This is a genomic window from Paenibacillus sp. ALJ109b, from assembly GCF_010747435.1.
GTDB lineage: Bacteria > Bacillota > Bacilli > Paenibacillales > Paenibacillaceae > Paenibacillus > Paenibacillus taichungensis.
The window spans coordinates 1-21,668 of record NZ_JAAIFP010000014.1; the positions used below are offsets into that span (position 1 = coordinate 1).

The following is a 21,668-nucleotide window of genomic DNA, read 5'->3' on the forward strand; positions in this document are numbered from 1 at the left end:
CGTTTGAGTTCTACGAACGAAAACGGTAAGAGGGACATAAGATGAAGTAGAAGAGCCCAAACTTACGCTATAAACGAAATATAAGGGCGCTGATTTACGAAATATTCGTGAACAGCGTCTTTTCTTTTAAAAATAAAATGAAATAAATACGAAATCGCATATATATGACATAAATATAACGTTTAATTAACGAAGAAAATGATTGTAATACATAGCCTCTAATCTCTCTTTAGTAAAAAAAGTATAAAAATTGTGGGGTTTCACCGTTGTAAAGCCCTAAAATCAGATATTGTTCGGATTTGGTAGCCTCAAACAACAAAAAATGTTGTTTCTAATGATAAATTACCTTACATTTAAATTACGTTACTGTCGTTTTTTCATTAATTAAACGCCTGGTTTCCTATCGTCAGACATTAAGAATAACCATTTTAAGGGTATTGACCATGGGTAGACTTGGACGATATGATGTATAAAATACAAATAATTATTCGGATAATCCATTTAATATTCAGCATGCAAAGTGCTACTATAATTGAAATATCTTCGAGAAGATTTTGTGATACAATATACAAAAACTCAAACATGAGTAATCCATTTCATATAGAACCATGCAGATGAAGGGATTAAGACAAGAACGGATGGGGGAAAACGTAAGATGTCTACACCTACTGGATTTATGGAATACAAACGGCAGCTACCTGCGGACCGCCAACCAGCGGAGCGGGTTAAGGATTGGGAAGAGTTTCATAAACATATGGCTGAAGAAGAGCTCAGAACACAAGGTGCACGATGCATGGATTGTGGTACCCCGTATTGCCATACAGGTATAGATATGACTGGCGGAACGTCGGGCTGTCCTGTGCATAACCTGATTCCAGAATGGAATAATCTGGTGTATCGTGGTTTGTGGAGAGAAGCACTTGATCGTCTGCACAAAACGAATAATTTCCCTGAGTTTACAGGTCGTGTCTGTCCTGCTCCTTGTGAAGGATCATGTACAGTGGGACTGATTGGTGAACCTGTAACCATCAAAACGATTGAAGAAGCGATTATTGAAAAGGGTTTTGAAGAAGGATGGGTGGTTCCCCAACCTCCGGAGAAACGTACGGGTAAACGTGTAGCAGTTGTAGGTTCAGGTCCAGCAGGACTGGCTACGGCAGCTCAGTTGAACAAAGCAGGTCACTCGGTAACGGTATATGAGCGCTCCGACCGTGTCGGCGGTTTGCTGATGTATGGTATCCCTACGATGAAATTGGACAAAAACGTTGTTCAGCGCCGTGTTGATTTGTTGGAAGCAGAAGGCATTCAATTTGTAACTAACACGGAGATCGGCAAAGATATTGCTGCACAGCAACTGGTGGATGATTATGATGCTGTTGTCCTGTGCGGCGGCGCCACCAAACCACGTGAGTTCAACATTGAAGGCAGTGACTTGAAAGGCGTACATTACGCCATGGATTTCCTGAATGGCAGCATCAAAAGTTACCTGGACTCCAATCTGGAGGATGGTAATTACCTGTCAGCACAGGACAAGGATGTTATCGTCATCGGTGGCGGGGATACAGGTTCCGACTGTGTAGCTACATCACTTCGTCATGGTTGTCGGAGCATTACACAATTTGGTACACATACTCAGGCTCCTATGGAACGGGATCGTATTAACAACCCTTGGCCGCAATTCCCGAACGTATATACTCTTGATTATGCACAGGAAGAAGCGAAAGCATTGTTCGGTGACGACCCGCGTGAGTTCTCCATCATGACGACCAAATTTGTGGGTGACGATGAGGGGAATCTCAAAGAACTTCACACCGTTCAAATCGAGCGTATTGTAGATGAGACGGGACGTAAGATCTATCAGCCGATTCCGGGTACAGAGCGTGTCTTCCCAGCTCAAATGGCCATGATTGCTATCGGTTTTGACGGACCGGAACAGACTTTGGTGGAACAACTGGGACTTGCAACAGACCGTCGTACCAATGTTAAGGCGCGTTACGGCAAATACAATACCAATGTGGATAAAGTATTTGCAGCAGGTGACATGCGTCGTGGTCAAAGTCTGGTTGTATGGGCAATTAATGAAGGCCGTGAAGCTGCCCGTGAAGTGGACAAATACTTGATGGGTGCTACAGTTCTCGTATAACGAGTTAATGAGCCGCATATGGATATGGATTTGCAATTTTTGAATAAAATATATAACTGATACAACAAAACTCTCGCAATTTAGCGGGGGTTTTTTGTTGTTTTTATGATAACAAGAGACGTTCAGCTACAATTATTTTAGACAACTGTGAGGTATAGCATTGCTTTTTATCTCATAAAGATTTATTATTACATTATAATGATTATAAATAAGAAATGTAATGACACTTAATTGAAAACTACACGAATTGTGAAATTATAATATCCGGAGGTGCAATCTTTATGGCAAGTAACCGGGACAAATCCATTTCAGAACAGATTGATGACATTAAAAAACAGTTGGTTGCAAAAGGTTATAAGCTGACACAACAACGAGAAGTTACAGTACGTGTATTACTTGAACATGAGAAGGATCATTTTAGCGCAGAGGAAGTATTTCTGCTGGTCAAGGAACAATTCCCGGAGATTGGCTTGGCTACCGTATATCGTACGCTTGAACTGCTTAGTGATCTTCAGGTCGTAGAAAAGATTAACTTTGGTGACGGTGCTGCGCGCTTCGACCTGCGAAGTACGGATGGCTCACATCACCATCATCATTTGATTTGCACAGAGTGTGGCACTGTAGAAGAGATCATGGAGGATGGTTTGCTTCGTTTGGAACAACAAATCGAGCGTCAATACGGCTTTGCCGTTACAGACCATCGGCTTGATTTTCAGGGCGTATGCAAAGAGTGCAGAGTGAAGCAGGCTTTGAATGAACAGGCAGCAGGGTAAATCCAATGGGGAGGATGCTCCCGCAACCAAAATCTGATATAATAAGTTTCAGAAGCAAGGGGCTTCCGTGGGCGGAAGGCCCCTTTTTGCCGTCATCTGGACGGTGAAGGAGGAGAGATGGACGGATGAAGACACTGGTTATTGCGGAAAAGCCCGACATGGGCCGAACCATTGCCGCCGTCATAGAACCAAGAGCCAAGAACAATCGCAATTATTTGGAAGGTGAGCATTACATTATCACCTGGGCGATTGGTCATCTATTGGGACTTGCTGAACCGGATGCCTATGATTCAAAGTACAAGCGCTGGAATATCGGCGACCTGCCGATCATTCCGGATCAGTTTAAGATCGTACCCAACCCCAGAACGAAAGATCAACTGAAAATGATCGGAGAACTTGCGAAAAGGGCGTCAGCCATCGTTAATGCTTGTGATGCAGGGCGAGAGGGACAGTATATTTTTGCCTTAATTCAACAACAGTTGAAGCTGCGTCAGCCTGTCAAACGGCTGTGGATATCGGATCTGACCGCTGAGAGTATTAAACGTGGTTTTGACGGTTTGAAAGATGCCTCAGAATTTGAGAATTTGACCCATGCTGCCAGAGCTCGTAGTGAAGCGGATTGGCTGATTGGCATGAATGCATCTCGGGCTTTCACTACCCGACACAATGCCTTGCTCTCTGTAGGCCGGGTGCAGACTCCGGTACTGGCCCTGATCTATGATCGGGAAATCGAGATTGAAGCGTTCCAGTCCCAGACCTTTTATGAAGTAGCTGCATGGTTTCGTCAAGAAGGAGTGGAGTACAGGGGATTACGTCAAGGGGACAAGCTGACCGACCCCGCCGTTGCTGAATCGATTGCGACCAGTGTGAAGGGGAAGACGGGACAGATTACCAAGTACGAAGCAAAACAGACCAAGGAGTATCCATACCGGTTGTATGATCTGACCCTTTTGCAGCGTGAAGCAAATGCGAAGTATGGATATGGGGCGAAGAAAACGTTGGATATTGCACAGGCACTTTATGAGAAACATAAAGTGATTTCTTATCCACGGACCAATTCAAACTATGTTACGGAACAGAATATTGAAGGTATGCACAAAACGCTGAATCTGCTTAAAAATGGACCCTATAGTGAACTGGCGCAAGGAGCGAAACCTGAACTTGTTCATAAAGGTAACAAGGGTGTATGTAACCCGTCCAGAGTTGAGGATCACCATGCGATTTTGCCTACATTGAAACGACCGGGTACGTTATCTAAGGATGAACAGAATATCTATGATCTGATCGTAAGACGTTTCTTATCTCATTTCTATCCACCAGCAGAGTATAAGCAGCATACCGTGCTCACTGACGTTGAGAAGCACCAGTTCAAGACATCTGTGAAAGAACTGCTGTCACTGGGGTGGAAGGTGGTACTGGGGTCTTCAGATCAGGAGCAGACAGGCAAGAAAAAGACAAAGAAAAACAGCAACGAAGAAGAGGAAGCAGAGGAATGGACAGACAAGGCATTTGCTGTTCAACCTGAATTGCCTGTTCAATGTACCAAGAGTGAATTCAAGGAGAAGGCGACACAGCCTCCCAAGAGTTATACTGAGGGAACGTTGCTAAAAGCAATGGAGAGTGCAGGGAAACAGATTGAGAATGAAGAGCTACGTGATGCAATGAAAGACAGTGGACTAGGTACACCTGCGACACGTGCGGCAACGATCGAACGACTCAAAAACGTGGGTTACATTACAATGCAGGGTAAAAAGATGCAACTGACGTTGAAGGGCCGGACAGCCATCGAGTTGATCCGCAAGGCAGGCGTAGATCTGTTAACCTCGCCTGAAATGACGGGCCAGTGGGAAAGACGATTGTACCAAATTTCCAAAGGTGAAGCGGGCCAGGACAAATTTATGGAGAACGTCAAAAAATTTACGATGTCCATTATTGATAAAGTACGTGTGCAGGCACCGGCACCAGCGGATGCTTTTGGGGAAGATACACGTGGGGGCCGGGGTAAAGGCAAGGGAGCCAAAACCCAGAAAACCAGCACCAGGACAACTTCTGCCAAGACATCAGGTACGGGCTCGGGGACCAGAGCAGGTTCGAAGACTTCACGTCAAACGTCGGGAGCTTCATCCAGAACTGGCAGTGTCGCGAACGCGACGGCACAAATTCGATCTTCGACTTCCAGTCAACCGGGCGTTCGTGAAACGCTGGCATCCTGTCCATCACCGGGTTGTACCGGTCAGATTATTGAAGGTAAGAAAGGTTATGGCTGTACACGTTTCAAGGAAGGCTGCGGGTTTGTCATATGGAAAGAGTACGTCGGCAAGAAAATCACCAGTACGATGTTGAAAGCGTTGATTGAAAAGGGGAGTACTCAAGTACTGGCTTTTAAACGAAAAGACGGAAGTACGGTGAAAGCTCGTATTATTTTGCAAGATAAGGTAACCGGCAAACTATCTGCGGAAAAGCAGGATGCATAAGGCTTTGGATGTAAAAGCAGAAAGAAGAACGTGCAGCCTGATATACCAGCGCCAAATTAAATATCATTAAACAATAAGAAAAGGACCCTTATCCAAGGGTCCTTTTTTGTTGCTGCTGTTGTATGTTTTCATGGATGACCTTCGGTACCTCTTCCAGGGCAGTGATGGTATACATCGATGTCTCGGGATTAGGTTGAAGCTCCACCATGTTATATTGCCATTCGCTCGGCTGTTTGATATATATGCTATGGATGCCGGCCGTCACTGCTGGCATGATGTCTGTACGTAGTGAGTTTCCAATCATCCAAGTTACACGACGCTCAAACGGTCCAGTAGAGAGAATACCTTCAAGCGCTTCAATGTTCTTATGTTGCCGAATATAGATCCGGTCATCGAAATAAGCCGAGAGCTTCATCTGGTCAATCTTCCGCTGCTGAATTACGGTTTCTCCACCTGTGTACAGGTAGAGGGCATGTCCAGCCGATTTAAGATTCTCAAGCGTTTCGACCATATGAGGATAAGGCTCAACCTCTTGGTCATATACACTCATTCCCAATTTGGTGAGGTAAGACTCTTCTTGATGAGAGGTGGGTTTTGAGAACTTCTGGGAGAAGTAACGGTAGGTATCAATAAGGGATTGAGGGAAATGGTGACTTGCAAATCCCAGTTTGTTGACCCCGGTTACATCAATCTCCAGCTGTTTCTCCCTAATTTGTTGAACTGTTAGTGCATGTCCGTCAAACCACTCCTGCATGTTCTCGAAGAATTCACCAAGCACTAGGTTGAAATATTTATTGCAATACACGAGTGTATCATCTAGATCAAACAAAATATGTTGTTTTATTATTTTCATATCCAATTCACTCCTTGCAGCAGCAGCACAGTTGTTCATATTTTATATGCGAATATAAGATTCCAGGAACATGTTCAATTCAGATACGCCATCTGGTCGAATACTGTATTTCTCTTTGCGATTACTGCCGAGCAGATGGGTTCGTAATAGTCCGGCGATGCGTAATGCCATAACTTGATCTTTAACCATATCCTCGTCTTTGCCCAGTTCCTCACACATCTCAGCGAGCGACTTTGGTTCACCTGAAACGTATCGGAGAAGACGGAGTCTTTCCGGATCAGCCAGGGCATGTGTGAAACGAAGCAGACAGGTTGGTGGTTGGTCTTCATCCTCTTCGGGTGCGTCTACAGGATACTGCATGATCATCATGCCCTCATAGAAGCAGTACATATTAATAGGACGGTTGTGGACGGTTGGAAACAGGATAACTTCATCCAGTCCAGGCATCGGTTCAACCAGAACACCCGCAGTAGCGTATTCAATAAGGAGTTCAGGCCCCATTTTATCAAGCAGTACGCGTTTCTCTTCAGCGTCTTCCTCGAGCCAGGTACGATAATCATCACTCATATTCTGGCAGTAATGCTGATCCCAGAGTCGTAAAAGTGGAACATAGCTATCCCGAATACGTGTAGATTCTTCTATTGTAAGATGGGGAAGCAGAACAGATACGCGTGCGAACAGCTCTTCGGCTGTTAGTCCAGCAAGCATATCCAGAAAATCAATATTCTCATTAGAAGTGTTCCGATAGGCCGCCCATGCAAATAATACATCAAAGTCATCAAAAGGCCAGGTGGCAGCAGGTGCGAGCGCTGCTCGAACATTGGAACTTAGTTTGCCTTCCACCTCAATGATCCATTCGGGGCCAACATCCAGATGTTGAATCCACTTTTTCGTTACATAGACCAAAAAGCTGTTGAGCATTTCATATATCGGTGAAACATCGATTTTAACATGATAAGCCATATGATGCAGAATCCTCCCGTCACATCTAAATGTACGCAGCGACTTAAGTACTATTATGGCTTGTTTTGCAGGGCGTTGTCCACTATAATGTTCAAGTCCAGGGCAAACCCCCTGGCGTAACCATACATGATCAATAGAATAGATATAACATCTGAAAGGTCGTCAGTGATGGCGATTTTTCTTTGTTTGCTTGCAGGAGGAATGATTTTTGTGTCATCTATAACCACCCCCAAATTATCACATTCTACATCAAACTATCTCATTCTGATTACCGTTATTGTTGTGGCGGGGATTAGCCAGGGCCTTTTGTTACCGGTGCTCTCGATTTTTTTGGAGCAAAAAGGAGTCTCACCCGGTTTAAATGGATTGAATGCAGCCGCACTGTACGTTGGCTCTTTTGCCATGACACTGGTGGCGGAACGGTTACTGGGAGCTGTTGGTTTCAAAAAGCTGATTATCGGCGGACTGTTATTTGTCATGATTCCCCTGATTCTGTTTCCTTATTTTCCGGATATCAAAATTTGGTTCATATTGCGTCTCGTCGTCGGAATCGGGGATAGTGCACTCCATTATTCTGCCCAATTATGGGTGCTACTGGTGACCGCACCCGAAAAACGCGGACGTTACATCTCTTTATATGGCATGTCCTATGGTTTAGGATTCAGTATTGGCCCATTGGGAATAAAGCTGCTTGGGTTTGGGGATGCCGTTCCATTCTGGGTATTATTCGTATGTATGGCTGCGGTACTTATCCTTGTATTAATGAAGCTTCCCGATACGAAGCCTGAAAAGGCTGAACATGGACAACTGCCTGAACGACGTTTCCGTCGCAGCCTGGCCTGGGCATGGTATGCGCTGTTGCCTGCGTTGTTGTACGGGTACATGGAAGCCGGGATGAACAGCAATTTTCCGGTATACGGACTGCGTATTGGTTTGGATGCCAATCAGATATCGTCATTACTGCCTTTTGTCGGAATCGGTGGTCTGTTCCTGCAATTACCTCTAGGCATGTTGAGTGACCGTTATGGTCGAAAGCAAACGTTAATGTTTGCCGGCATTACTGGCGGTATCATCTTCATGCTGGTTCCTGTGGCAGGCATACATTTCTGGTGGACACTTGTGCTGTTGACCATAGCAGGAGGGCTTGTAGGTTCATTTTTTTCGCTTGGCCTGGCTTATGCCGCAGATATTTTGCCAAAAGCGCTCCTGCCTGCAGCGAACGTGGTGGCCTCATTTCATTTTACAATCGGAAGCATCATTGGACCTAATCTGGGTGGCCAAGTAATCAACTGGATTTCACCAGGAAGCATGTTTATTTTGCTTGGATTCATGTATCTTCTTTTTGGTGCAGCAGGTGTATTATTTCGTCGTAAACCTATGCTCGAATCTGTGGTAAAATAGAAGCTGGTGTTCGCATGGAAATTGATGTCCATTTCCGAGTACACTAGTAGTAGGGAAAAACATGGACAAGAGGAGACATCGCGATGATCAGAGTTGAGGGTTTAAGCAAATCCGTTGGAGCGGACCGTGTTCCGGTTCTGCGGGATATACGATTCGATATGCAACAGGGAGAAATGATTGGTGTAGTAGGCTCGAGTGGCAGCGGGAAAAGCATGCTGCTTAAATGCCTTGCTATGATGGAAAAATGGGATAGTGGTCGATTTACGGTGGACGGAGCCGAGATTATAAAAGAAGGTTGGTCCGGAAAACGGAAAATTAAACGGGAATGGGCTTACTTGGAACAGAATCCGCAATTGTATCCGAGACGTACAGCTTTGAAAAATGTATTGATCGGTCGGTCTGGTCAAACGCCTTTGTGGAGAATGGTAACAGGTATGGTTCGTTCTGATGATTATATGGGTGCGATGGATTATCTGGAAGGGCTCGGATTGCTGGATAAAGCACACCAGACGGCAGAGAAGCTCAGTGGTGGCGAGAAGCAGCGTGTTGCCATTGCCAGAGCGCTTGCGCATGGCGCCAAAGTTGTTTTGGCGGATGAGCCTGTCATCGGACTTGATCCTCATACAGCAGATACGGTGCTGGAAACACTGCGCAAATTGTGCGAAGAGGAACGGGCTACCGTGATTGCAGTATTGCCGATTGAAATGGCAGAGAAACATGCTACCCGCATCTGGGGTCTTGCGGAAGGCAAGATTGCTTTTGATATACGTGGACGGCGGTTGACACAGCAAGAAAAAAATATGATTTAAACTATTGAAAAGAGTGATGAATTTGCTTAATTCACGGTGGGGGCGCCTGTTAGCGGGGGGAGCAGTGAGTATCTTGCTCGGTTCAGTCCTTAGCGGATGTACTGTCATAAGCGATCCTAAGGGTTTGATGAGAAAACCAATGATGTCTACAGACAAAGAAAAATTACTAAATGTGGTTCAGCGGGAACAGCCACCCGAAAGCAAATTAATTCGCCCCAAAGACATGAATAATACCAGTATGATTCGTGTAGAAGACCTAAACGGAGATGGTACTCGGGAAGCCATCGTTTTCTATGAGACTCCGAATGAGAACGTGCGAATTCATGGCATGTTATTGGAGGAGCAAGGGGATTCATGGGTTAAGAAGTTGACATTTGATGTTCCGGGAAATGAACTGCAATCGTTCAAAGTATTGGACATTACCAATGATGGGAATCCAGATATTATCCTGGGCGTAAGTTTACAAGAACAGAAAGCGTTAACCGCCTATTCTTATAAAGCTGGAGCACTGGAACAAGTGTTGGGTGGTGTTCCGTATAATCAATATATTATAGATGATGTTCAAGGGAACACCCTCGATCTAAACGGGGACAAGAAAAATGATTTCGCAATCGTATCCCTGAACAATAGTGGATTTGCATCTATTGCGTTGTATCAGTACGACGAAGGAAGTTTCAAGGAAGTTGACAGAATGCAGACGGACTACACCGTGAAAGAGATATACAATGCTCTCGGTGGTCAGATTGCCAAAGATAAAGTGGGTATTGTACTGGATTCAGAGCTGGATGACCGAAGTACATTTTCACAGATCATATACGTAAAAGATAACAAGTTAGTGAATGCTTTTAAATCGCCTGATCAAACTTACAGAGATGACAAAATTTTAAGCGGTGATGTCGACAATGATGGTATTATTGAGTTTGGCTTGAAGGAAACGCCTAAAGGCTGGGAGCATTACGTATTTGATTCCCGGATGTGGTTCTATACCTTTTATCAATGGGATGGCAAGGATGATAAGAAATTTGTCTCATTCCAATATCGGGATGATGCTGACTTATTCCACTTGAATCTGAAGGCGGAGTGGTATGGGAAGATTACCATTGATACCAAATCGGAAAAAGAAAAATACATTCGTTTTAAAATGATTGATACCGATGAAACCGTAGGTGAAATAAAATATTTCACGCTTTCGCAGTGGGAACAGGAAAAAGGCAAAAGTTGGAAAGAGATTACCCGGACAAATGATCGGGTCATTGCTTCCCGCGGTGCACAACTGGATGCCGATGGTGGATTGCTTGACAATATACCGCAACTGAATAGAAAGGAAGAACTTAATGAGTAAAGTACTTATTCTAGAGGATGAAGAATCCATCCGCAGTTTTATTGTTATTAATTTGAAGAGAAACGGGTTCGAAGTGCTCGAAGCGGGAGATGGACACGAGGCGCTTCGCATTCTGCAATCCGTGCCAGATATCGACTTGGCTTTGCTAGATGTTATGGTTCCTGGAATTGACGGATTCGAAGTGTGTCGTCGTATTCGTGAGACGAATGAACGTTTGGGAATTATTTTCCTCACAGCCAAAGTACAGGAGCAGGACAAGGTATATGCGCTATCAGTTGGAGCGGACGATCACGTAAGTAAGCCGTTCAGTCCAACCGAGCTCATTGCACGTATCCAGTCTTTGCTTCGCCGGGTGAACGTTCACCGGGAGACCGCTGCCAAGGTTACATTCCAATCTGGTCCATTTTCTTTGGATCTGATTTCCAAGCAATTCAAGAAACAAAATGAATTAATTGAGTTAACACCAACTGAATTTTCCTTAATTCAATTTTTCTTGGAAAAAGAAAATACTCCTCTTAGTCGAGATGTGCTGCTGGATCATGTATGGGGCAAAGAGTATATGGGTGATCCTAAAATCGTGGACGTAAACATTCGCCGCTTGCGCCAGAAAATTGAGAATAATCCTTCCGAACCTGAATACCTGCAGACTGTATGGGGTCACGGTTACAAATGGAAGGGCCGGGATCAATGATCAAAAAAGGCATCACACGGCAGATTGTACTACATTACTTCATTGTAGTTTTTCTGGCTCTGCTGTTGGTGGAATTTGTATTTATGCTGGCGGTGCAACGATATTATTATGAGAGCATCTACAATACAATCAGTACCCATATCTCCAATTCGAAGGATTTTTTTGAGCCTCTAGCTCGTGAGAGTAATTCGGAAGATGGAAATAATCTGTCCAGACTACTTGTTAATTTGGAATTATCTAATACAGAACTTGAGATTCTGGATCTGAACGGTCATGTGCTAGCGAGTTCGACTGCTTTTGAATCTGACCGTGCCGTGCTGCAAACGAGTGATATCCAACAGGCGTTAAATGGCAGTATGGGACGTTGGGTAGGCAGACAACCAGGCACAGGAGAACAGGTCATGGCCGTTTCTCACAAGTTTGATCTAGGCGGCGAAAATACGTATGTTATTCGATACCTAACATCGCTCGAAAATGTCAATTCCAAGTTATTGTTCATGGGGATGCTTGCGATTGCAGTTGGGGTGGGCGTACTCGCAATTGTTTTGATCATTAGTATTGGTATGGCCAATTCCATTGTACGTCCAATTAATAATATTACGGCAGTGTCCGCTCAGATGGCACGAGGACGTCTAGATGTCAGAGTTAAGGGCAACTACAAACATGAATTAGGTGAACTGGCATCTACTCTGAATTTTATGGCACATGAAATTGTGCGCAGCAATCAGATCAAAGACGATTTTATTTCTTCCATTTCTCATGAATTGCGAACGCCCCTGACCAGTATTAAAGGATGGAGTGAGACGCTGGATTCCGGTGGATACGATCCGGATGAAACAAGAATTGGAATGAGTATTATCTCTAAAGAAACGGAGCGTCTGATCGGACTTGTAGAAGAGATGCTCGATTTCTCCAAATTGCAGCAAAATCAGATGAAGTTGGTGAAAGGAACCGTCAGCATTCGTGAGATTGTTCAGGAAACCATGTTGAATGTTTGGGCAAAAGCTGAGCAAAAACAGATACATCTCAAGTTGGAAAGCGATGAAAATCGTGCTTTCAATGTTTTTGGGGATGGTAACAGACTAAAACAAGTCTTTCTGAACATTGTAGACAATGCGATTAAATTCTCCCATGAGAATTCCTGGATCTTTTTATCGGTCAAAGAAGAAGACGGACAGATTATAGCTGCTGTGCAGGATACGGGTATTGGTATCAGTGAAGAACATTTAATCAAGGTACGTGATCGCTTCTTCCAGGTCGATCACCAGAACGGTGGAACAGGGCTCGGACTTGCTATTACGCAGGAACTGGTAGAACTGCATGAGGGAACAATTATCATGCAAAGTGAACTCGGAACCGGAACAACAGTTACGGTGTCGTTACCAGCTTTACCGGAGGAAGAGACGGTGGAGGAAACCATACAGCAGAATGATGAAGCCGAAGTGACTCTCGATACGAAGTTAACTCAAGCAGAATCTGATTCGAAAAAAAATTGATTTCTGCATAAAGTTTGTTTTCGCATCAAAAAGGCGAGCCATATATGGCTCGCCTTTTCTTTATGCTTATGAAGAAAGTTCACCAGCGCGCAGACGCCCGCTTTTTTCATAAACATCTTTCAGCATGCGTACAGGTTGTGTGCGCACAGCCGGTTTGGCGGAGACAATCTCATTCGGTCCGACAACCACGATTTCATCCGCCGTGCCTTTGACAATGGCACCGTCTTTGATAATGGCACCTTCACCAATTATGGCGCGTTCGATGTGAACACCGCGACCTACCCGTGCATTTGGCATAATCACGCTATCTTTAACCTCAGAACCTTTACCAACTTCGGCTCCGCAGAAAATAACAGAACGTTCAGCCCGGCCATCAATGGCGCAGGATTCATGGATCATGGAGTGCAGGAGCTCAGCACGTGTCTGACGTGCTTTGTATGCACTTGGTTTAGTTCTCCAGTCGCGAGTAAACATCGGCCAGTCTTCTTTTTGCAGGCTCCAGTCTTCATCGTTATGAAGCAGATCCATATGAGCATCCCATAAACTCTTCACAGTACCCACGTCTTTCCAATAACCATTAAAGTTATATACGAAGAGAGGGGTATTCTCATTCAACATTTGAGGAATCACATCTTTACCGAAGTCATGGCTGGATTCCGGATTAGCGGCATCTTCAAGCAGGTGACGCTTCAGGTATTCCCATTTAAACATGTAAATGCCCATGGAAGCCAGATTACTTTTCGGTTCGGACGGTTTCTCAGCAAACTCGGTAACTCTCAGATTCTCATCCGCTGCCATAATGCCGAAGCGATGGGCTTCTTCCCATGGAACCTCCATAACGGAGATCGTCGCTACCGCTTCATTAGCGGTATGAGCTTCCAGCATTTCACGATAATTCATATGATAGATATGGTCACCCGACAAAATTAGAACATTTTCGGGGTTTTGTTGGTCAATATAGTCAATATTTTTATAAATAGCATCCGCGGTTCCCAAGTATTCGTCATTTCCTGTATGATAAGATGGAAGTAAGGAAATTCCTGCCTCACTTGAAGTACCATGTCCCCAAGGTTCTCCACCACCAATGTGATCATGCAATGAATCAGCTTGGTATTGCGTCAAAACACCTACAGTATCGATTCCTGAGTTAACGCAATTGCTGAGGGGAAAATCGATAATCCGGTAGTGCCCGCCAAACGGTACAGCGGGTTTTGCGATACTTGAGGTTAAAGGGGCTAATCTTTTCCCTTCTCCTCCCGCCAACAGCATAGCGATGCAATCTTTATTAAACATAATCGTTTCCCTCCCAAGATATTTGTCCAGTGTAGTACATACATAAACGCAATGCGGAGCTATTGAAACGATGTATACTGTAAAAATCCTGAAAAATTACAACATTTTTTTACACACCGCATTTTTCTTTTCAACTTGGCTAGAATGGGGTAATGGTTAATGTTATATCTATTTTCTGGAGAAGAAGGTGATCTCTTGGCCATTCAACCGTTAACAAACCCGGAAATTTCACCGGAGCACATTTATTTGTTTCATGAAGGAAACCTTCATCACAGTTATCGAATAATGGGCGCACAGCCTGCGATCGAAGATCATCGTCAGGGGTATCGTTTTACTGTGTGGGCTCCGAATGCTACAGAAGTCGGACTGGCTTTAGACCGTAATGGTTGGAAAGGTGAACAGGAACCTTTATATAAGATACCCGATTCTGGATTTTGGAGTCGTTTTATTCCGGAAATCAGTGAAGGAACTTTATACAAATTCCGTATATTAACGGAAGATGGAACCGAATTGCTCAAAGCGGACCCTTATGCTTTCCAGGCGGAAGTTCGTCCGCGTACGGCATCAGTCACAAGCTCCATTGAAGGTTACAAATGGAATGATGGCGCATGGAGACGTAAACAACGAGGCGTGTATAACAAACCTCTACATATTTATGAAATGCACGCTGGAACCTGGAAACGGAAAGAAGACGGAACTCTCTACAGTTATCGTGAACTTGCGGAATTGCTTGTTCCTTATTTATTGGAGATGAAATATACCCATGTTGAGATGATGCCCCTGAGTGAACATCCTTACGACCTTTCGTGGGGATATCAGAACACTGGATTTTATGCGCCAACCAGCCGTTACGGGCATCCTAAAGATCTGATGTATCTGATTGATACTCTACATCAGGCAGGAATAGGCGTATTACTCGATTGGGTCCCTGCACATTTTGCCAAAGATGCGCATGGCTTGCGTTTGTTTGATGGAACGCCTTTGTATGAATATGCAGATCCACTGTTAGCAGAGAGACCAGGCTGGGGCACCCTCAGCTTTGACTACTCTAAACCTGAAATTCGTTCGTTTTTGATCTCTAATGCGTTGTACTGGATGGAAATGTACCACTTCGACGGACTTCGAGTCGATGCCGTAACCAGTATGCTTAAGTTGGATTTCGAAAAGCAACCAGGACAATACCGAACAAATAACGAAGGTGGCCTGGAAAACAAGGAAGCTGTTGCTTTTTTGCAGCAGTTGAATGAAACAGTCTTCAAGTACTTTCCCTATGCACTAATGATGGCAGAAGAATCCAGTGCATGGCCAATGGTTACTTCGCCAGTAGATCAGGGTGGACTAGGTTTCAACTACAAATGGAACATGGGTTGGATGAACGATACACTTGATTACATCGAATCCGATTTTCACGAACGCCCTTCCAAACATCATTTGCTGACATTCCCGGTCGTATACTCCTTTGCTGAAAATTACGTGCTTCCTCTGTCTCATGACGAGGTCGTTCATGGCAAAAAGTCGCTCCTAGACAAGATGCCAGGAACATACGAGCAGAAGTTTGCCGGCATGCGTGCCTTCATGGGGTACTTTATGACATTCCCAGGCAAAAAACTGCTGTTTATGGGTGGAGAATTCGGCCAGTTTATCGAATGGAAAGATGAAGATCAACTGGACTGGTTTTTGCTGAACTACGACAGTCACCGTAAACTCCACAAGTTTGAACGGGATCTGTCCGAGCTATACTTGGGCGAAAAAGCTTTGTGGGAGCTTGATCATTCCTTTGACGGTTATGAATGGATCACTCCAGATGATCAGGACCAAAGTGTCATTTCATATGTGCGCAAAGGAAAAAAACCTGCGGATACACTCCTTGTGCTCATTAACTTTCAGCCAGTCAAGCGGGAGCGTTACCGGATTGGTGTCATGCGTCCCGGTATGTATACCGAAGTTCTGAACAGTGATCATTCCGATTACGGCGGATCAGGCATTATCAATGATATGCAGCTTACTACTGAAAAGATTCCTTTTCATGGGCAACCACATAGTTTGGAAGTTGTTTTGCCACCGCTAAGCGTAGTTATTTTAAAAAAGAACACACGTCGGAAAACGGATGCATTGCCCCTTGAAGTTCAATCCGTCAGAGCAAAAGCCAGTACCACTAAAACCAGTAAAACCACAGACAGCACTACAGTTAAACCCAAAAGGAGGACGAAGGCATGAATATTCTATTTGCTGCTGCTGAAGTACATCCATTTATCAAAACAGGAGGCCTTGCTGACGTCATCGGCGCATTACCACAGGCATTAAAGAAGAGTGGGGCAGATGTTCGAGTCATTTTACCCAAATATAAGGGCATTCCGGATGAGTATAAAGAGGCAATGGAGCCTGTCATCACGACAGATGTTCCTCTTGGTTGGCGTAGACCGTATTGTGGAGTAGAGATGCTGGTCCATGACGGGATTCCTGTCTACTTTGTGGACAATGAATACTATTTTGGACGGGATGGCGTGTATGGGTATATGGATGACGGGGAGCGTTTTGCCTTCTTCAATCGCGCTGTTCTTGAGGTGTTGCCGCAAATTGAGTTTAAGCCGGATGTGCTGCACAGTCACGATTGGCACGCGGGGATGATTCCTTTACTACTGGAAGCTCACTATGCTCATGATCCTTTTTACAGTGAAATGAGAACGGTTTTTACGATACATAACCTGTTATATCAAGGTGTGTTTCCACATGATTTATTCAGTGATCTGCTTGAGCTGGATGATCGGTATTTCACGGTGGATGGGGCAGAATATTATGGCAATGTCAATTTCCTGAAAGCAGGAATCGTTTTTGCGGATCATGTAACGACCGTCAGCCCTACCTACGCCAAGGAAGTACAAACCTCCTACTATGGCTATGGTCTGGATGGATTGCTCAGTTCATTGGGTGATCGTTTCAGTGGGATTGTTAACGGTATTGATACCAAGAGTTACAACCCCGCAGCGGACAATAAAATTGCGGTTAAATACAGAACCAGCCTGTCCAAGAAAATCGAGAATAAGATCGAGCTGCAAAAGGAATTAGGATTGCCTGTACGTCCGGATGCTCCACTTATGGTGATGGTTACAAGGCTTGTGGATTCCAAAGGTTTGGATTTGGTATGTCGTGTATTGGATGAATTATTATACTATGATGACATTCAATTTGCAGTATTGGGTACCGGGGATCCGGCTTATGAGCACTGGTTCCGTGAGGCAGCTAATCGTTATCCGCTGAAAATGTCTGCTCAGATTACATTCAATGATGGATTATCCCGCCGTTTTTATGCCGGCAGTGATCTGTTCTTGATGCCATCGAGGTTCGAGCCATGTGGCATTAGCCAGTTGCTTGCACTTCGTTATGGCAGTGTACCACTTGTCCGGGAAACAGGGGGTCTGAACGATACGGTGCAGGCATACAATGAATTCAGCGGTGAGGGGAATGGATTCTCTTTTACCAGCTTTAATGCCCATGATATGATGAACACCATTCGCCGTGCTGAGGAGTTTTACCGTCAGCCCGAGCACTGGAAAAAGATCGTGAAAAATGCAATGAGCGGAGACTACAGCTGGAACGTCTCAGCTGAGGAGTATATGGATATTTATCGCCGCATAACGCTTGAATCTGTGAAATAGTTTTGCACAAATGAGCCGCAGTATATTTGTACTGTGGCTTTTTTGTACGATCATAAGAGGAGGCGAATTTAAAATGAACAACTACATTAATTTTACCTCTAATTACAATCCTAATTTGCAGGCTCTAAGCAGTGCCGATGGATATAATGCCGTTAAAATGAATGAAATGTTTGGCCAGATCATGGGAAATTTTGCCGCTATGCAATCCACGCTGACAGGCAGTTTTATTAATGTGAGGAGTTTTGCTCCCGGAGATGGAAGCGATCAGACTGCCCAGATCAAAGCTTTTTTTGACTCAGCACAGGAAGGTGATGTTTTATTATTTACGCCAGGGCACTATAACGTTGTCAAGACGGGCTGGTTCTATACGTTTAGTGGAAGGTCTGTCATCATCAAAGCGTTGCCAGGCGCAATATTGGAGGTCTCGGATCAGGGAATCAGAATCGAAGGAAGCAATCATGTAGAGATAAGTGGCTTGACCTTGGTTCGTACGACTCAAGCAGCTTGGAGTAAAAGCAAGACAGGTTTATACATCGAGAATTCGAGCAATGTACTGTTGCAGCATAACGATATTAGTAAATTTACCGATGGGATTGGGGTCAATGGTTCCAGCAGTCAAGACAATCCCGCCAGAAATGTCGTCATAAGAAACAATAAGCTTCATCACTTGGGAGAAGAACCGATTGCGGTTCGGAGTCATTTGGTTTTTGTGGTGATTCGTGAGAATGACTGTTATCGCTATCTTGGGGATGGCATCCTGGTCAAGGGAACATGGCATGTTGCGATTACCGATAACTTTCTGCACACTCCTATATTATCCAGTGATCAAGATTATGCTGTTTTTTCAGGTGGACAACAAGTGAATAATATGCCTACAGTCGGTGGTGGGATTACCTGTAACAATGAAGGAGGCGAGACTGGAGCCAAATACCTGCATATACATGGTAATAGCCTGATTGGAACAGCTTTTGGTGTGGGGCTTATCGGTTTCGAAGGCGCATTTGTAACCTCTAATGTATTTAAGGATATCAAAATCACTTCTGTCATTTCAGTTTCTTTCTTTCTTTCCCTCCCGATACAATCCCAACAGTCGAAGTAACCATTTGTTTGTAATCCAAGGCAACCTGATCGACACCATCTCTAGGCCAAGTGCTACTGCTGCCATTGAAGCGAAAACGAGTACAGGTGCAGAAGGCATGGACATTGGAATTATATCAGACAACATCATTATCCCAAGAGGAAAACACTGGGGAATTGTCGCGGATGGTCATATAATCGTGAAAGGCAATTACATTGCCCAAGCGGGCATAGCCATGGATATTTCCAATGGAGTGATTGCATCGAGCAACATCATTGAGCCTGGCTTTGAGACGACCAATCCTGACCGAATGGTCAGTTTGCATAATGATTGTACCTTTTCTCACAATTCAGTTGTAGGAAAAGGCACATGTATTCAATTACGTGGCTCCAACAATATCGTTACTGGAAATCGCTTGAAATATGAAGGATCATGGTGGGCAGTGCATCTGGACATGGTTAATAACACGGTGGAGGGAAACATCATAAGAGATAACATGCTGATGGTTGCGGCAAGTGCGACGGGACGTTATCTCTTTGGTGCAAGTCCCTTTACAAATGGGAAAAACATATTCGTTGATCTGGTTAAAGACAATAATGGAACGTTATATCAATTAGTAAATGAAATAGTCATGCTTGGTCCAAATTCTACGCGGTGGAAAATAACCATAGATGCAAAAGGGGATTTGAAAACGACGAAGTTATAGCCTAAACTTCAGCTCTTCGTCAGAAAACTCCTGAAGCATCCGATGATCATTAAAGGGTCATTCAATTTTTCAGGAGTTTTTCTGGCAAGTAGTTAGCTCGGTTCCAATTGTCTATACAAAATACGGTATCCGTAAGGATCAAGTTTAATATTCATCATTCCATTGGTGGGAACAACAGCATCTTCGGTTAGAGCATCTTTCCAGTCCTTGGTTTCCATCGGATGTGACAGGGTACGTTCTTGTGGAGTATTGTTCATCCATACCGTAAAGTGTAGGGTGTCGTCCATACGTTCATAAATGATGCATGGATCATTGCGATCGGCCTTCAAAAAACGGAAGCGACCTTTGCGCAGAGCTTCATTACTTTTACGTAAATCAATCATCAAACGGTAGAAGTCATAAAGCTCCTGATCTTGCTTGGCAGGATCCCATTGCATGCATTTACGGCAATCCGGATCACCTTCTCCGCGTATACCAACCTCATCTCCATAGAATATACAAGGCGTACCAATATAAGTGAAAAGAAACACAACCGATAATTTTAATCTGCGTTTGTCTTCTCCAGCTCGAGTAAGCAGACGTGGGGTGTCATGACTGCACAGCATGTTGAAGATAACTTCATTTGTCTGTTGCGGGTAACGCATAATGAGTGATCCCATCTCGTTAGCAAAGTTATAACCATCCATAGAGCCACAGAAGAATTCAAGCACCTTGTCAGCAAAAGGGTAGTTCATCACGGAATCAAATTGATCTCCCATAAGCCATGTCAGAGAATCACTCCAAACTTCGCCTACAATATAGGCTTCCGGATTGGCGGTTTTGACTACTTTGCGGAAATCGCGCCAGAAATGGTTATCCACTTCATTCGCAACATCGAGTCGCCAACCGTCTAGTTTAATCTCCTTGATCCAGTATTCAGCCACATCTAGCAAATAGTCTTTTACTTCGGGATTGGCGGTATTGAACTTGGGCATATTGCCATAAAATCCAAAGGTATCGTAGGTTGGTATACCATCCTTGATCTGCACCGGATATTCATTAATATGAAACCAGTCTGCATATTTGGAGTTTTTGCCGTTCTTCAGGACATCCTGAAAAGGAGGGAAGTCTTCGCTGCAATGGTTAAACACCGCATCTAGCATGACACGGATTCCACGGCGATGACATTGTTCTGCTACTTTTTTGAGCATTTCATTGTCCCCGAATTGAGGGTCTACTTTTTTATAATCAACGGTATCGTATTTATGGTAGGAGTTTGCTTGGAACAGAGGGGTAAAGTAAATGGCATTAACACCGAGTTTAGTCAGATCATCCAGATGATTGAGAACACCTTGCAGGTCTCCGCCAAAGTAGTTATCCAGTTCAGGTCGGCCGCCCCATTCCTGCGTTCCTTCCGGGTTCAGGTCCGGATTTCCATTAGCAAACCTTTCGGTCATGATTTGGTAGAACACAGCTTCTTTAGCCCATTCGGGAACCTTAAATACATCGATTTCATGAATGTAGGAAAATTCATAATATCCTCCTGTAGGGTAAGGGGGAGCAAAATGAATTCCGTTATCAGCCAGATATATATTTTCGGTACCAGCGGTAATACGGAAGATGTAAGTCAGACGTTTGAATTTGGGCTTAGCTGCAGTTTCCCAATAATCAAACATACTGTCTGAAGCCGCTTTTTCCAATTGAATTTCCTTATAGGTTCCATTCCAATCGTATTTATCACCAGTCAGTGCGGTCACATATTGTACATCGTCTCTCTTCGTTCGTACACGCAGGTGAATCGTCGAGGGATTATAAGCATAAGCCCATTTATCGCGGGGAACGTGATACATCGCTTCGAGCAGCATGACAACACCTCCTGAGCTCAAGATAAAGTTATAGCTATAAATAACCAAGTTAGACAGCATGTGAACCATTAAAGCAGCCGCTAAATGTAAGTATTTCAACATTTTTCAACGTTTTCTTTTCACAGCATTTCCAGCTTGTGTCCGTA

At 44.2% G+C, this 21,668-nt stretch carries 16 protein-coding genes; 12 read left to right on the plus strand and 4 right to left on the minus strand.

Features of this window, described 5'->3' with window-relative positions:
* Positions 1 to 655: 655 nt before the first annotated feature.
* The 3 genes from G3352_RS15820 (at position 656) to G3352_RS15830 (ending at position 5,390) form a co-directional block, all read left to right on the plus strand.
* Positions 656 to 2,143: a glutamate synthase subunit beta gene (locus G3352_RS15820; protein ID WP_024633996.1), complete on the plus strand. Its 1,488-nt coding sequence runs from the start codon at positions 656 to 658 to the stop codon at positions 2,141 to 2,143.
* Between the two features lie 281 nt (positions 2,144 to 2,424).
* Entirely contained in the window at positions 2,425 to 2,916 is a 492-nt protein-coding gene (gene fur, locus G3352_RS15825) for a ferric iron uptake transcriptional regulator (RefSeq protein WP_205524893.1), read from the plus strand.
* A 125-nt stretch (positions 2,917 to 3,041) separates the two neighbouring features.
* Complete coding sequence (locus G3352_RS15830) at positions 3,042 to 5,390, plus strand: type IA DNA topoisomerase (protein WP_163757883.1); 2,349 nt, start codon at positions 3,042 to 3,044, stop codon at positions 5,388 to 5,390.
* Positions 5,391 to 5,478: 88 nt separating this feature from the next.
* Here the strand turns inward: G3352_RS15830 and G3352_RS15835 are convergent, their stop codons facing one another.
* A complete protein-coding gene (locus tag G3352_RS15835; RefSeq protein ID WP_163757885.1) occupies positions 5,479 to 6,243 on the minus strand; it encodes an HAD family hydrolase in 765 nt (254 codons plus the stop codon).
* Between the two features lie 42 nt (positions 6,244 to 6,285).
* Entirely contained in the window at positions 6,286 to 7,206 is a 921-nt protein-coding gene (locus G3352_RS15840) for an ArsR/SmtB family transcription factor (RefSeq protein ID WP_163757887.1), read from the minus strand.
* 201 nt (positions 7,207 to 7,407) lie between these two features.
* Here G3352_RS15840 and G3352_RS15845 point away from each other — a divergent pair, with 201 nt between their 5' ends.
* The 5 genes from G3352_RS15845 to G3352_RS15865 all read left to right on the plus strand — a co-directional run bounded on the left by G3352_RS15845 (position 7,408) and on the right by G3352_RS15865 (position 12,945).
* The gene (locus G3352_RS15845; protein WP_163757889.1) at positions 7,408 to 8,607 is read left to right on the plus strand and encodes an MFS transporter; all 1,200 of its coding nucleotides are present in this window, start codon (positions 7,408 to 7,410) and stop codon (positions 8,605 to 8,607) included.
* Between the two features lie 83 nt (positions 8,608 to 8,690).
* Entirely contained in the window at positions 8,691 to 9,416 is a 726-nt protein-coding gene (locus G3352_RS15850) for a phosphonate ABC transporter ATP-binding protein (RefSeq protein WP_024634002.1), read from the plus strand.
* Positions 9,417 to 9,543: 127 nt separating this feature from the next.
* The gene (locus tag G3352_RS15855; protein WP_205524894.1) at positions 9,544 to 10,758 is read left to right on the plus strand and encodes a hypothetical protein; all 1,215 of its coding nucleotides are present in this window, start codon (positions 9,544 to 9,546) and stop codon (positions 10,756 to 10,758) included.
* Positions 10,751 to 11,449: a response regulator transcription factor gene (locus G3352_RS15860; protein ID WP_063562821.1), complete on the plus strand. Its 699-nt coding sequence runs from the start codon at positions 10,751 to 10,753 to the stop codon at positions 11,447 to 11,449. The genes G3352_RS15855 and G3352_RS15860 overlap by 8 nt, the downstream gene beginning before the upstream one ends.
* Positions 11,446 to 12,945 carry a sensor histidine kinase gene (locus G3352_RS15865; protein ID WP_163757893.1) on the plus strand — a complete coding sequence of 500 codons (1,500 nt, stop codon included), beginning with the start codon at positions 11,446 to 11,448 and terminating at the stop codon, positions 12,943 to 12,945. Before G3352_RS15860 ends, G3352_RS15865 begins: the two co-directional genes overlap by 4 nt.
* Before the next feature lie 66 nt (positions 12,946 to 13,011).
* Here G3352_RS15865 and G3352_RS15870 read toward each other — a convergent pair whose 3' ends face one another.
* The gene (locus tag G3352_RS15870) at positions 13,012 to 14,238 is read right to left on the minus strand and encodes a glucose-1-phosphate adenylyltransferase (protein ID WP_163757895.1); all 1,227 of its coding nucleotides are present in this window, start codon (positions 14,236 to 14,238) and stop codon (positions 13,012 to 13,014) included.
* Between the two features lie 159 nt (positions 14,239 to 14,397).
* Between G3352_RS15870 and glgB the strand changes: the two genes are divergently transcribed.
* The 4 genes from glgB (at position 14,398) to G3352_RS15890 (ending at position 19,678) form a co-directional block, all read left to right on the plus strand.
* Complete coding sequence (gene glgB / locus G3352_RS15875; RefSeq protein WP_275898432.1) at positions 14,398 to 16,455, plus strand: 1,4-alpha-glucan branching protein GlgB; 2,058 nt, start codon at positions 14,398 to 14,400, stop codon at positions 16,453 to 16,455.
* Positions 16,452 to 17,894, plus strand: a complete 1,443-nt coding sequence (gene glgA, locus G3352_RS15880; protein WP_163757897.1) for a glycogen synthase GlgA — start codon at positions 16,452 to 16,454, stop codon at positions 17,892 to 17,894. Before glgB ends, glgA begins: the two co-directional genes overlap by 4 nt.
* 73 nt (positions 17,895 to 17,967) lie before the next feature.
* On the plus strand, positions 17,968 to 18,993 hold the full coding sequence (locus tag G3352_RS15885; protein WP_163757899.1) for a right-handed parallel beta-helix repeat-containing protein: 1,026 nt from the start codon (positions 17,968 to 17,970) through the stop codon (positions 18,991 to 18,993).
* Between the two features lie 4 nt (positions 18,994 to 18,997).
* Positions 18,998 to 19,678 (plus strand): NosD domain-containing protein, encoded by a 681-nt coding sequence (locus tag G3352_RS15890; protein ID WP_163757901.1) that lies wholly within the window; start codon positions 18,998 to 19,000, stop codon positions 19,676 to 19,678.
* A gap of 92 nt (positions 19,679 to 19,770) precedes the next feature.
* Here the strand turns inward: G3352_RS15890 and G3352_RS15895 are convergent, their stop codons facing one another.
* A complete protein-coding gene (locus G3352_RS15895; RefSeq protein WP_163757967.1) occupies positions 19,771 to 21,522 on the minus strand; it encodes an alpha-glycosidase in 1,752 nt (583 codons plus the stop codon).
* Positions 21,523 to 21,668: the final 146 nt, after the last annotated feature.

Bases quoted from the DNA above. Each gene is read 5' to 3' on its own strand.
- G3352_RS15840 (WP_163757887.1), bottom strand. From the start codon at position 7,206: ATGGCTTATCATGTTAAAATCGATGTTTCACCGATATATGAAATGCTC.
- G3352_RS15860 (WP_063562821.1), top strand. From the start codon at position 10,751: ATGAGTAAAGTACTTATTCTAGAGGATGAAGAATCCATCCGCAGTTTT.
- fur (WP_205524893.1), top strand. From the start codon at position 2,425: ATGGCAAGTAACCGGGACAAATCCATTTCAGAACAGATTGATGACATT.
- G3352_RS15885 (WP_163757899.1), top strand. From the start codon at position 17,968: ATGAACAACTACATTAATTTTACCTCTAATTACAATCCTAATTTGCAG.
- G3352_RS15835 (WP_163757885.1), bottom strand. From the start codon at position 6,243: ATGAAAATAATAAAACAACATATTTTGTTTGATCTAGATGATACACTC.
- G3352_RS15830 (WP_163757883.1), top strand. From the start codon at position 3,042: ATGAAGACACTGGTTATTGCGGAAAAGCCCGACATGGGCCGAACCATT.
- glgA (WP_163757897.1), top strand. From the start codon at position 16,452: ATGAATATTCTATTTGCTGCTGCTGAAGTACATCCATTTATCAAAACA.
- glgB (WP_275898432.1), top strand. From the start codon at position 14,398: ATGTTATATCTATTTTCTGGAGAAGAAGGTGATCTCTTGGCCATTCAA.
- G3352_RS15820 (WP_024633996.1), top strand. From the start codon at position 656: ATGTCTACACCTACTGGATTTATGGAATACAAACGGCAGCTACCTGCG.
- G3352_RS15850 (WP_024634002.1), top strand. From the start codon at position 8,691: ATGATCAGAGTTGAGGGTTTAAGCAAATCCGTTGGAGCGGACCGTGTT.
- G3352_RS15870 (WP_163757895.1), bottom strand. From the start codon at position 14,238: ATGTTTAATAAAGATTGCATCGCTATGCTGTTGGCGGGAGGAGAAGGG.
- G3352_RS15845 (WP_163757889.1), top strand. From the start codon at position 7,408: ATGATTTTTGTGTCATCTATAACCACCCCCAAATTATCACATTCTACA.
- G3352_RS15855 (WP_205524894.1), top strand. From the start codon at position 9,544: ATGAGAAAACCAATGATGTCTACAGACAAAGAAAAATTACTAAATGTG.
- G3352_RS15865 (WP_163757893.1), top strand. From the start codon at position 11,446: ATGATCAAAAAAGGCATCACACGGCAGATTGTACTACATTACTTCATT.
- G3352_RS15895 (WP_163757967.1), bottom strand. From the start codon at position 21,522: ATGCTGCTCGAAGCGATGTATCACGTTCCCCGCGATAAATGGGCTTAT.